The sequence below is a fragment of the Bradyrhizobium sp. UFLA05-108 genome (genome assembly GCF_059803455.1).
The window spans coordinates 41,165-53,516 of sequence record NZ_JBANAZ010000004.1; the positions used below are offsets into that span (position 1 = coordinate 41,165).

The following is a 12,352-nucleotide window of genomic DNA, read 5'->3' on the forward strand; positions in this document are numbered from 1 at the left end:
AAATTAGATCATGCAAGATATTTCTGTAACATAAACTCAAACCTCGAATCTCCTTTCCAGGAGCTTCCGGGCGGCCGGCAATGACCCCTTTTCATTGGTTCCATGACCATCAAGCCATTGTTCCGACGGGGCGAGCAGTGCGCGATAGATCTCAGCACAGAGCTCGCGAGCCGCCCTGCCCGGCCAGTCCGCCGGCAACAATTCACCTGGCAGGAGTGGATCGCGCAGCACGACGCGGCGGTAGTAGTGGATCAGCAGGATGCGCGCGGTGAAAGCGTCGGCGTCGGCGAGGTCAGTGCCGCGCGCAATCGCGGCGCGCAACGGCTCGAACATCTTCATGAATCTGAGATAGGCATCGGCCGTACGATCAAGCGGCCAGCTCGCGCGGAGCAGGCGGCGGCCGCTGTCATCCTCGGCCGAGACCTCGAGGCGGATCGCGCCGGCAGCCTCGTCAGGCACCGCCACGCCCGATGGCGCAACCCATACGCCGGGCAACGGGCTGCCAAAGCCGGCATTGCGCAGCGCTTCACGCGAGGCGTCGCGGTCCTCGCCATTGGCGATCAGCAGCAGTTCGAAGCGGCCGGTCCAGTCGGATGGCGGCGGATCGTAGATGTGGCGCGTCGCGGCCTCGAAGGTCTGGCGGCCTTTTTCAGCGAGGCGATAGAAACTATTGCGGCCGACTTTCTCGCGCGTCAACCAGCCGTCGGCGGCAAGCCGCGACATCGCAGTGCGGACGACGCCGCTGTCGATGTCGAGACCTTCAAAAAATTCGAGCAACGTGCCGAGCCACACCGAACCGCCGCGCGGCACGATGGCATCGCCGAACACGGTGATGACGATGGAGCCGGTGCGCGACGGCTCGCGCTTGAGCTGGTCGATGATGCGGGAAAGCGGATGCGCCATGCGTCAGGCATAGCGCGATTTGCGCTAATGCCAAAGCTGGGCTCGATCCTCAGGATGAGGTCGAACAGCTACCGTTAGAGATTCGATCTCAACCCTCATGGTGAGGAGCGCGGCAAAGCCGCGCGTCTCGAACCATGCAGGCCCGCTCAGCGATGCGGATCCGGGTAGACCAGGCTGCGCCAGCCGCCGCGATCGAAGGGCTGCCACTGGCCCTCTTTCTGCGCCAGACGATCAGCCACCGCGTAGACCGCCGCAGGATGGTGCCCCATGCCGCAATGGCTGCTCTCGACCTCGATGCTCTCGCTCTCAGCGCCCGTCTTCTCCATGCAGCCCTGCCAGGCGCAGACGCCGTCGGTACGGCTGAAGATGGCGGTGGTCGGCACCGGCGGCGGAACGGCGAGGTCGCCGCCGAAACGCGGATCGACCTCGTCGGCTTTGCGACCGCTCGCCCATTCATAGACGCGCCAGGCATTGGTCGAGCGCGGATCGCCCGCAAAGGGACTGCCGAGCGTGATCACCTGGCGTACGCGCTCCGGCATCATCTTGGCAAGCTGGCGCGCATAGAGGCCGCCCAGGCTCCAGCCGACCAGGCTGATCTTGCGACCATGGGTGTCGCTGAGCTCCTGGACCAGATCGACCATCGCATGCTGCACGCCCGGGCGCAGGCCATAGTTGCGGCCCTGGCGCCAGCCGCTCACCGCATAGCCCTTGCCCTTCAGGAAGGAACGCAGAGGACGCGTCGAGGCGTCGGATGCGACGAGGCCGGGCAGCACCAGCACCGGATGGCCGTCGCCACGCGCCGCGAGGCTTAGGAGCGGTAGCGCGCCGAGGAAGGCGCCGAGCTCGTGGATCGCCCGGCCCTCCAGAAACATCAGGGTGCGGGACGGCGGACGCAGCGTCTGGGCAGTAGCGGTCATCACTATTTCCTCTGAAGGCGCCGGCCGCGGTGCCGGTCAATGGGCATGAATTCCAAGACGCCGGCTTCTTGATCGTTCCGCAGCGCAACATGAATCAACTAGGCGGCCGGTTCCCGACATTCAAGCCGGGGAAATCGGGAGCGACAATAGGCCCGCGCGTTAATGCTAACGGTCGTGACGCAAAAGTCACAGCAATCGAAGCAGGAATTCTACGGAGTAGAGCGCAAGACCCGCCAGCCCGCCGATCATCGAGCCGTTGAAGCGGATGTATTGCAGGTCGCGGCCGATGTTGATTTCGATCAGCGAAATCAACTGCGTCATATTCCACGACTTGACCTGGTCGGAGATGAAGGTCGAGACGCCGCTCTTCTGGTCGGCGATGAAGCTGCGCAGCACCGTGACCAGGCCTTTGTTGATCTCGCCGCGCAGCTCCGCATCGCCCGCGAGCGCCTCTCCGGCCGCGACGAACATGCCTGCAAGATGATGCTGGAGCACTTGCGTCTCGCCGGAGGCACTGCGTTCGATGAAGGCGCGCGTGTTGGCCCACACTGTGCGCGCAAGGTCAGCAAGCTCGGGCCGCGCCAGGAGATCCCGCTTCAGACCGTCGATGCGGTCGATATACGTCTGGTCGGTGCCGAGCCGGTCGACGAAGGTCAGCACCATGCGGTCGAACTCGCCGCGGAACGGATGCTTGGGATCGCTGCGCACCTCCTCGAAGAAGGCGCTGGCTGAGGCCACGATCTTGTTCACCAAAAACTTGTCGGCACGGTATAGCGTGAGCAAAGTCGGCAGCTCCGCGCGCACCTTCTCGCGGATCATCGCCATGGTCTCCTTGCCCGTCAGCGTGTCGTGCATGACGCGCAGGAGATCGTCGAACAGGACCTGGTGTCGCCCCTCCGCCACGAAGCCGCGCAACGTCCCGGCCGCAAGCGGCGCGAGGTCGATGGCCTGCAGTTGCGAGGACATGCGGCGGATGATGAAGGTCATCAGGCCCGAGCTTTCCGTTGCGGAGAAAGCCTCCGGCAACAGCCGCAGCGCAAAGCGCGCGAGATCGTCGCTGCGCTTGCGATCGCGCAGCCAGTCGGCAATGAAGGAGCCGAAGTCGATTTCCTTCAGCTTCGCCTCGACCGGACCCGCCTCGAGGAAATGCAGCTGGATGAATTCGCCGAGCTTGTCGGCGATGCGGGCCTGATTGCTCTGGATGATCGCGGTATGCGGGATCGGCAGGCCGAGCGGCCGCTTGAACAGCGCCACAACGGCGTACCAGTCGGCGAGCCCGCCGATGGTCGCGGCTTCCGCAAACGCCGCGATGAAGCCGAATACGGGGTGCACGTTGAGCAGCCATTTCGCGACCACGAACAGCGCGAGCGTCGAGGCCAGCACGAACGTCGCCAGCGCCTTCACGCGCCGCAGCTCGGCTGCGCGCTCGGCGTCGCCGGGGACATCGAAGGAGAAGGTGCCGGATGTGGTCATGACTGGATCACAGTACCCGTCATTGCGAGCGAAGCGAAGCAATCCAGAATCTTCGCGCGGAAAGACTCTGGATTGCTTCGTCGCTTCACTCCCCGCAATGACAGTCGTCCAAAAAACAAGGCCCGCCGAAGCGGGCCTTAAAAACTCAATTGCTGAACTCAACGCACTTAGGCGGTCTTGTTGTAGACCTTCGCGAAATTGTCCTGAGCGGACTTCGCGCCATTGGCGGCGAGCTTGCCGAGATAGTCGGTGGTCGCCTTGGCGCGCGAGACGAACGCTTCGCCGCGGGCACGGAGCAGGCTGGACTGGATCTCGACGGCTTCGCTGACCGACTTGGCCGAAGCGAGCTTGTCGATGCCGGAGAAGAACGCCTCTGCGTCCTCGTAGATCGCCTGCTGGATGTTGCGGCTGATCTTGCCGGCCTCGGTGATGGAGTCAGCAGCCGCGTTCTCGATGGCGGCGGTCACCCGCTCGGAGCCAGCGAAAACCTCGGCAGCACGATCCTTGGCGGTGTTGGCAGTCTTCTTGACGAATTCGCGGGCAGCCTCGGGAACTTCCAGGTTCTGGATGTTCTTGAACGCGTCCTTGAAGCCCTCGAAAGCGGTGTTGGTTTCGGTCGTCATGGGGGTCTCTCCATCCTCAATTGTTTGAGCTATGGGCTCACCCCGTCCGGATTGGCCCGGGGCACGCCTTATATGGCACAGTTAATTGTGCGATGCAATATCCATATTGCACTGCGATATCACGAGATCGTGAACAGCCTCAACGGAAGGCATTGTGATGCCTCCCTAGCCATTTCGGGATCCGTTGCATCCAAACTGGGTCTGATTGCCGGATTCTAATGCCGGACGGCGCCTGGCAGCCCGTATGCCTCCATCTGGGCCTGGACCTGCGCGATGTTGTGCCCGAGCACGACGATGTCGTGGGTCTTGCCTTCGATATCCCGGACATGGTCGCGCAGCAGCGCTTCGGCCTTGAAGCCAAGGCTCTCGAACAGCGCGATCGCTGCCTGCTGGTCGACCGTCATCTGGACCGAGAGCTTTTCAAGGCCGGCACCGAGCGCGAGCGCAAACGTCTCCTGCGACACTGCCCGTCCAACTCCCTTCCCGCGCACGTCTGATGACACCACCATCCGGATCTCGCCGACATGGGGCGACCAGGAATGGGGGTCACGTACCAGCGTGCCGCAGCCGACGACCGTGCCACCCCTCACCGCCAGCAGGCTTTGAATCGCACCGCGCTCGATCTCCTTGACCCAGGCCGAGAGCACCTTCGGCTCGCTGATGTTGCGCGGCAAGAACAGGAGATCATGCGTTGGCAGCGCCTTGCCGAAGGCGAGCACGGCGGCTTCATCCGCCGGGGACATCAGGCGGATCTCGACGTCTCCAGCATCCGTCTTGACGTAACGCGGATAGGAACGGGCTTCACTCATGTCGACCTCTTCCCCAGCCAGGAGTCCAGCTTCGGCCATAGCCGCTTGATCGCGTTGGCACCCGCGACGAGCGAGACGTGGCCGCCCTTCAGCATCACCTCTTCCTTGTCCTCGGACCCGATCCTCGTGATCAGGTGCTTTGCGGCGTCATACGGCACGATGTGATCGTGCTCGGCGACCGCGTGCAGGATCGGCACCTTGATGTTTTCCAGCTTTGCCGCGCGTCCCCCGACCGACATGGTGTCGTTGAAGAGCTTGTTGTCCCACATCAGGTCCTTGGTGATGGCGCGGAAATATTCGCCGGCGAGCGGCAGCGTGTCGGTCGCCCAGCGGTCGAACATCCGGTAGGACTTGACGAACTCGTCGTTCCAGATGTTCTCCCAGAGTTGGATCTGGCTTACCGCGCGCGAGGCCGGGCGAAGCAACTCGAAGGAGGACAGGATCATCTCCGGCGGTACATTGCCGACGCTGTCGACGAGACGATCGACGTCGAAATAGCGGCGGTCGGAGAAATTTGAGAACAGCTTCATCTCGCGGAAATCGATGGGCGTGGTGAAGCAGATCAGATTCTTCATCGGCCCGTCGTTCACAATCGAGCCGTAGAGCAGCGAAAGGACGCCGCCGAAGCAATAGCCAATGATGGAGACGTCCTGCTCGCCGGAATCCTGCTGCACGCGGCGGATGCAATCGGGGATGAAGTCGAGGACGTAGTGCTCCATCGCCAGGCTCTTCTCCTCCGGCCGCGGCGCGGTCCAGTCGAGCATGTAGACGTCGTAGCCGCGTTTGAGCAGAAACTCGATGAAGCTCTGGCCCGGCACGAGATCGAGGATGTACCCGCGGTTGGTGGTGGCCATCACGATCAGCACCGGCACGCGGTAGATTTCGTCCGACATCGGGCGGTAGTGATAGAGGCTCATCGTGCCGCGCGAATGCAGCACGTCCTTCGGAGTCGAACCGAGGGTGGGACCTGAGGTCGAGAAATATTCGACGCCCTTGATGCTGCGCATGATGGCGCGCTGCACCTCGGACTGGATGCGCTCCGGGATCTCTGCGAAATCAAGTCCCGTCGGCGCATTCATTTTTGCTCTCCGCTTTCGGATGGCGGACGCTTGGTGCGCGGCGGCCGCGGTGCGCCGCCCGACTGCGTCGTGCCTGATGCAGCCGACATCTGGCTCAGCATCGACCTGATCTCGGCGAGCTGGCTTTCGATGGATTGCAGCCGTTCGGCAATGCCGGTCATCTGCTCGCGGCTCGGCAGATTCATCGAGAGAAGGTATTTCTCCATGAGATCGCCGAATTGCTTCTGAGCACCCGCAGCAGCGCCGCCGGCCCGGTTCATGGCCTGCGAGAATTCGGGCGTCTCCATCGCTTTGGTGGCGAACGAGTTGAAGCCTTTCTCCATCTCGCCAATCATCTTCTGCCACAAGGCGACCGGATCATTGATCTTGTCGGTCATCGGCGTCCTCCAGGTCGAGGGCTGTGTTGCCCTTCTTTTCCCGCCATACCACACCGTTGTGACGGGCGGGTCAACCCACGAGCGGCGGCCTGTTGTCGCGCACGCGGCTTCTTTGCAGCGGCAAACCGTGCGATACAACGTTGGTCGCCAGCAAGGGGGAACACGCCCGTGAATGCTTCCGCTCATCAGCCGCCGCAGACCGTCCGCACCAACGGCATCGACATCTGCTACGAGATTTTCGGCAACGACAACGCCGAACCTCTGCTGCTGATCATGGGGTTAGGGGCCCAGATGATCCACTGGGACGACGCGTTCTGCGAACAGCTCGCCGCACGTGGCTTTCGCGTGATCCGCTTCGACAATCGCGACATCGGCAAGTCCAGCCATCTGACCGGCGGCAAGCGGCTGACGCCGTTCGAGCTGTTGAAGCTGCGCCTCCTGAAGATTCCGGTGGCCGCAACCTACAAGCTGATCGACATGGCCAGGGACACGGTCGGCCTGATGGATGCGCTCGGGATCAAGTCGGCACATGTCGTTGGCGCCTCGATGGGTGGCATGATCGCGCAGGAGATCACGCTGTCGTTTCCGCAACGCGTGCGCTCGCTCACCTCGATCATGTCGACGACGGGCAATCCCCGCGTGCCGCCGCCGACCCGCGAGGCGGCTGCCATGCTGATGGCACCGCCGCCGCGCAGCAAGGAGGAATTCATCGTCCGCTACGGCCAGACCTGGAAAGTGCTGCGCGCAGGCCATTTTCCGGAGGAAGAGGCGCTCGATCCCGGCCGCGCGGAACGCGTATTCGCGCGCGGGCTCAATCCGGCCGGCGTCGGTCGGCAGCTTCGCGCCGTGCTCGCCTCGGGCAGCCGCAAGGAGCGCTTGCACGGCGTGAAGACGCCGACGCTGGTCATCCACGGTACCGTGGATCCGCTGGTGCACCCCGAAGGCGGCAAGGACACCGCAGCATCGATCCCCAACGCAACACTTCTGATGATCGACGGCATGGGGCACGCACTGCCGATGCGCTTCTGGCCGCAAATCATCGACGCAGTCGCCAAGCACGCCCATGGCGCCGCGGCGAAAGCGGCCTAACCTTTCCCCGCGATCCAGATTACATGGCGCGCGCCACCGCCTTTTCCGGTGGCGCGGACGTTGACTTCGTTGACCTCGAAGCCCGCGGCGCGAAGATGGCGTGAAAATTTCGCATGCGGCCCGGATGACCAGACGGCGAGCACGCCGCCCCGCCGCAGCGCCGTGTGAGCTTTTTTCAACCCCGCGGCATCGTACAAGGCGTCATTGGCCTTGCGGGTGAGACCTTCCGGACCATTGTCGACGTCAAGCAGGATCGCATCGAACCCGAGCGGATGCCCTTCGATCAACTGCCCAACATCTGTTTCACGTATGTCAACGCGAGAGTCGTTGAGACTGTCGCCAAAAATCTCGGCCATCGGACCTCGCGCCCATGCCACCACGGCAGGGACCAGCTCGGCCACCACGATCAGCGCCTTGCTTCCGAGCACGGCAAGCGCCGCACGTAGCGTAAATCCCATCCCCAATCCGCCGATGAGGACAACGGGTTTGGCTACCTTCTCGATCTGTTTGGCTGCAAGCGTCGCGAGTGCGGCCTCCGAGCCCGACAGGCGGCTGTTCATCAGCTCGTTGGTACCGAGCATGATGGAGAACTCTTTGCCGCGGCGCATCAGGCGAAGCTCGCCATCGGAGCCGGGAATCCGAGTGGTATCGATTTTTTCCCAGGGAATCATGCGCAACGTTTAGCACGATCGAGGCCGGCGGCTATCCGCCCGCCCAGACGTCGAGCACGTAGCGGTTCCTCGCGCCGAGCTCCTCGATCCAGCGCGTGCCAGCGGCAGTGTCGCTGCCACTCTTCTCGCGATAGATGGTCACCAGTGCGGCCTTCACGTCGGGCTCCATCTTGCTGCCATCGCCGCAGACATAGACGATCGCGCCCTGCTCGATCAGGCCCCACGCCTTGTCCTTCTGCGCGGCCAGCACGTGCTGCACATAGGTTTTCGGCCCCTCGGCACGCGAGAATGCAGTGAACAGCTCGGTGACGCCGCTCGCGGCCAATGCCTTCAATTCATCGGCATAAAGAAAATCCTGGTCGGGGTGGCGGCAGCCGAAGAACAGCATTGCCGGCCCCAGCGCCGCACCCTTGGCTTTTCGCGCGGCGCGCTCCTGGAGGAAACCGCGGAACGGCGCAAGCCCCGTGCCGGGGCCGATCATGATGATCGGCACTGACGAATCATCCGGCAGACGGAACCCTGCCTTGGTCTCACGCACCGTGGCGTAGATCGTGTCGCCGGCGCGGCGATCGCTGAGATAATTCGAGCAGATGCCCTTGTAGATGCCGCGACCTGAAGCAGCCGGCCCGCCGACCACGCCGACGGTGACGCTGCATCGCGCAGTATCGACCGACGGCGAGGACGAGATCGAGTAATAGCGCGGCGCCAGCAGCGAGAGCATTTCGAGATAGACATGGAACGGCAGCTCGCAGGCCGGATGCTCGACCAAGAGATCGAATACCGATTTGCGCTTGGCCAGGATCTCGGCACGGTAGCGCTCGCCAGCCTCCGCGTCGTCTCCGACGCAGGCAAGCAGCTTCGGCTTGGTCACCGGGCAGCGCGTGTGCTCCGACATGATCTGGATCTGCTTGCGCGTCGCGACCTGCTGGAGCTCGACGAAATCGGTGAGGAGCTGACCGACGGACACGCTCTCGCCGACCGGCAATTGCGCGCGGCGACCTTCAGCCACCGCGAGCTTGATCTGGTCGGCCGGCAGGAAGCCGAAGCGGCGCGCCACGGCGTCAACCAGTGCCGGATCGTTGCGCGGCACCACGCTGAGATGATCACCGACGCGGTAGCTCACGCCTTGCGGCAACTGCACCTCGATATGGCGAGTCGAGCGCTCGGACGGGTTGGGACCGCTCTTGCTCTGAAGCTCGTGGTTGACCAGGACTTTCATCGCCGCCGTGCCGCCGAGCGCAGCGATCGCGTTGACCGCACCTGGTGCGACCGGCTCGACCTTGTAGAGCGGCTCATCGTCGGCGTTGCGGCGGAAGTCCGCCGTCAGCCCCCACTCCTTCACGGCCGCGGGCGCGGCGGCGGCGAACCATGTCTCAAACTGGCCATCGAGATCGCTCCGCGCATCACCCTCGCCGCGCGCATAGAGGCTGCGCGCGCCATGCGCAGCCAGTTGCTCGTCGATGAAGCGCGGCACGGATTGATAGGTGGCGGCCCAGTCGCTGTTGCCGCAACCGAATACGGCGTAGCTCACTTTTGAGAGCGCGTCCTTCGGCATCTCGCCATGGAGCCATTTGACGAACTGCGTGGCATTGTCCGGCGGCGCGCCGTTGTAGGAGGCGCAGAAGATCAGCACACCGCCCTCCTCCGGCAGCTTGCCGGCGTAATCGTCCAGCGGTGCGAGCTTGCTGGCAAAGCCGTTGACCTGAGCAAGATCGGCAACGCGCATCGCCAGCTCTTCAGCCGTGCCGAGATTGGAGCCATAGAGCACCAGCAGCGGCGTGTTGTGCCCGGGGCGCGTGGTGGCGCGTGGTACAGCCGCACCGGCACTCGTGGTCGCTGTCGCAGCGCCGGAATAGGCGGCGCGTTCGCGATCGGCGCGCGCATGGACCTTGATCTTGAAGCCTTCCGGCTTGATGGTCAGCGTTTCCTTCAGGTGCATCTGGTAACGCTGGTGGTCGATCAGCCTAAAGCGCTGGAGGATCATGCCGAGCGCAAGTGCGGCCTCGTGCATGGCAAAGCCCCGACCGATGCAGGCGCGCTGGCCGTTGCCGAACGGCTTCCAGGCATTGACGGGACGCTTGGCTTCCGCCTCGCGGCTGAAGTTCTCGGGATCGAACGCATCGGGGTTGGGTCCCCAGATGCTGGGATCGCGATGCAGCGCGGTCACCAGGATTGTGGTGAAGGTGCCCTTCTTCAGCTTGTACTTGCCTCCACCGATGGTCTCGTCCTTCAGCGGCGAGATGCCGTAGGCGGGCGCGGGCGGCCACAGCCGCAGCGCCTCCTTCAAAACCTGCGTGATGTAGGTGAGCTGCGTGACCTGCTGATAGGTCGGCCTGGCATTGACGTCGGGACCGAAGACGCGGTCGACCTCGTCATAGGCTTTCTTGAGAATGTCCGGGTGCTTGAGCAGCGCGTAGATGGTGTAGGACAACAGACCGCTGGTGGTCTCGTGTCCCGCGATCAGGAACGTATTGATCTGGTAGCGGATGTTGACGTCGTCGAGCTGCTGGCCGGTCGAGCGGTCGACGCCGGTCATCATGGCCGCGAGCATGTCCTTCTTGTCGTCCGAGCCTTCCGCGCTTTTGCGCCGTTCGGCGATGATCTCATCGACCATCTTGTTCATGAAGGCCACGTCCTCGGCAAGCGTCTTCCGCCGCTTCTGCATCCAGAGCTGCTCGAACGGCAGGCCGCGGGTCATCATGATGGTCTCGAGCGAGCGCACCAGCGACTCGACGAAGGGATGGTAGTCGCGCCGGTAGAAGGAATTGAAGCGGTAGTCGAAGCCACACAGACCGATCGTATCCAGCGTCAGCGCGGTCATGTCGTGGACGACGTCGATCTCGTCGTCCGCGTTGAGCCGCTCCCATTTCTTGACGAGCTGCTCTGCGATATCGACCATGCTCGGGTGATAGGATTGCATGGCCCGGTTGCCGAACGGCTGGAGCAGGATGTTGTGGGCCTTGCTCCAGTTCGGTTCGTTGGTGTCGGCCGTGAAGAGACCATCGCCACCGACGGCGCGCACCCGGCGCAGCGCGCCGCGCACCACCTTGTCGAAGCGCTTCTCGTCCGAGAGCTCGTCGACGAGGTCATGGCCTGAGACGATGACGATCGGCGCCCCCATCATGTCGAGCCAGAAGATCGGACCTAGCTCCTTGGCGAGACGCGTCAGATGCTGCACGGGTGCAGCCGAATCCAGCGACAGCATGTTGCCGACCACCGGTTTGGTCGGCGGATGCGGGATCGGGTCCAGACGGTTCTTGGATGACATTAAGTGCGCTTCCCCCAATTGCGTCATTCCGGGGCGATGCGCAGCATCGAACCCGGAATCTCGAGGTTCCGGGTTCGGTCCTTCGGACCGCCCCGGAACGACAGCTCAACTCACACCGATGACCGCGTCGTCACCCAAACCGCCTTCTACGCCATTCGATCAGCTTGGCGCTGACCTCTTCCGGCTTTTCCTGCTGCGTCCAATGGCCGCTATCCCGCACCAGATATTTTTCGAGATCCGGCACCAGCCTCTCCATGCCGTCTGCCGCCGAGGGCGGCAGCACCGCGTCGTTCTCGGCCATGATCATCAGCGACGGCACGCGCACGTGATGATCCAGCTCCTTGGAGTTCTGCCAGTTGCGGGTAAAGTTGCGGTACCAGTTGATGCCGCCGGTGAAGCCGGTCTTGGTGAAGGCATCGACGAACACCTTCTTCTCCTCGGCCGACAGGATCGGCGTGCGCGCATCGAATTTTGCATCGTAGGCCGCAATCATCTGCGGAAACGCGAGGTTGGTTTTCGACGACGCTCCGACCCCTGCAACGGGCGGCTCGGTCGGCTTCGCGTCCGGCCGTGGCAGCGGCTTGCGCATGAAGGCATCGAAGGTCTGCTCGACGCGGCTGCCAAAAATCCTGTCCGGCTCGCGCGCCGGGTCCTGGAACTGCACGATGTACATCTGATCGCCGAACCGCTTGCGGAACAGCTCGATCGGATCGGCCGGCGCACGGTCCCAATGCGGCGTGTTCACGCCGACGACGCCGGCGACCCGCGAAAGGTGGCGCAGCGGCATCTGCCAGACGATGAAGCCGCCCCAGTCGTGGCCGACGAAGATCGCCTTGTCGATCTCGAGATAGTCGAGCAGACCGACGAGATCGCCGGTCAGGTGTTCCATGTCGTAGTCCTCGACCGGCTCCGGCCGATCGGTCGCGCCATAGCCGCGCTGGTCCGGCGCGATCACGCGGATGCCGGCCTCGCTCAGCGCCTTGATCTGGTGACGCCAGGAGAAGGCGAGCTCCGGCCAGCCGTGGCACAGCACCATCGGCGGCTTGTCGCTCTTCGGGCCCGCCTCGTAATAGCCCATGCGAATTCCGTTCGTCTGCACGAACTTGAGCGGCGGCATTTCAATCATCATGGGCTTCCTGGCAA

The 12,352-nt window shown here is 63.5% G+C and carries 11 protein-coding genes; 1 reads left to right on the forward strand and 10 read right to left on the reverse strand.

The annotated features are described in order from the left end of the window. Positions 1-36: 36 nt before the first annotated feature. The 7 genes from paaX to SO140_RS04125 all read right to left on the reverse strand — a co-directional run bounded on the left by paaX (position 37) and on the right by SO140_RS04125 (position 6,181). Positions 37-903 carry a phenylacetic acid degradation operon negative regulatory protein PaaX gene (gene paaX / locus SO140_RS04095; RefSeq protein ID WP_449383263.1) on the reverse strand — a complete coding sequence of 289 codons (867 nt, stop codon included), beginning with the start codon at positions 901-903 and terminating at the stop codon, positions 37-39. A gap of 146 nt (positions 904-1,049) precedes the next feature. After that, on the reverse strand, positions 1,050-1,820 hold the full coding sequence (locus tag SO140_RS04100; protein ID WP_449383264.1) for an esterase/lipase family protein: 771 nt from the start codon (positions 1,818-1,820) through the stop codon (positions 1,050-1,052). A 186-nt stretch (positions 1,821-2,006) separates the two neighbouring features. Then, positions 2,007-3,293, reverse strand: a complete 1,287-nt coding sequence (locus SO140_RS04105) for a DUF445 domain-containing protein (RefSeq protein WP_449383265.1) — start codon at positions 3,291-3,293, stop codon at positions 2,007-2,009. A 167-nt stretch (positions 3,294-3,460) separates the two neighbouring features. Next, positions 3,461-3,916 carry a phasin gene (locus SO140_RS04110; RefSeq protein WP_449383266.1) on the reverse strand — a complete coding sequence of 152 codons (456 nt, stop codon included), beginning with the start codon at positions 3,914-3,916 and terminating at the stop codon, positions 3,461-3,463. A gap of 215 nt (positions 3,917-4,131) precedes the next feature. Next, positions 4,132-4,725: a GNAT family N-acetyltransferase gene (locus SO140_RS04115; protein ID WP_449383267.1), complete on the reverse strand. Its 594-nt coding sequence runs from the start codon at positions 4,723-4,725 to the stop codon at positions 4,132-4,134. After that, the gene (locus tag SO140_RS04120) at positions 4,722-5,804 is read right to left on the reverse strand and encodes an alpha/beta fold hydrolase (protein WP_449383268.1); all 1,083 of its coding nucleotides are present in this window, start codon (positions 5,802-5,804) and stop codon (positions 4,722-4,724) included. Before SO140_RS04120 ends, SO140_RS04115 begins: the two co-directional genes overlap by 4 nt. Next, complete coding sequence (locus tag SO140_RS04125; protein ID WP_449383269.1) at positions 5,801-6,181, reverse strand: hypothetical protein; 381 nt, start codon at positions 6,179-6,181, stop codon at positions 5,801-5,803. Before SO140_RS04125 ends, SO140_RS04120 begins: the two co-directional genes overlap by 4 nt. A gap of 168 nt (positions 6,182-6,349) precedes the next feature. On the opposite strand from SO140_RS04125, the gene SO140_RS04130 reads away from it, so the two are divergent. After that, positions 6,350-7,270, forward strand: coding sequence for an alpha/beta fold hydrolase (locus tag SO140_RS04130; protein ID WP_449383270.1), 921 nt, complete (start codon positions 6,350-6,352; stop codon positions 7,268-7,270). On the opposite strand, the gene SO140_RS04135 is transcribed toward SO140_RS04130, so the two are convergent. The 3 genes from SO140_RS04135 to SO140_RS04145 form a co-directional block, all read right to left on the reverse strand. Further along, the gene (locus SO140_RS04135; protein WP_449383276.1) at positions 7,267-7,941 is read right to left on the reverse strand and encodes a polyamine aminopropyltransferase; all 675 of its coding nucleotides are present in this window, start codon (positions 7,939-7,941) and stop codon (positions 7,267-7,269) included. The two genes, SO140_RS04130 and SO140_RS04135, sit on opposite strands and share 4 nt — an antisense overlap. A 31-nt stretch (positions 7,942-7,972) precedes the next feature. Then, on the reverse strand, positions 7,973-11,209 hold the full coding sequence (locus SO140_RS04140) for a bifunctional cytochrome P450/NADPH--P450 reductase (RefSeq protein ID WP_474798125.1): 3,237 nt from the start codon (positions 11,207-11,209) through the stop codon (positions 7,973-7,975). 130 nt (positions 11,210-11,339) lie between these two features. Then, on the reverse strand, positions 11,340-12,335 hold the full coding sequence (locus SO140_RS04145; protein WP_449383277.1) for an alpha/beta fold hydrolase: 996 nt from the start codon (positions 12,333-12,335) through the stop codon (positions 11,340-11,342). Between the last annotated feature and the right edge of the window lie 17 nt (positions 12,336-12,352).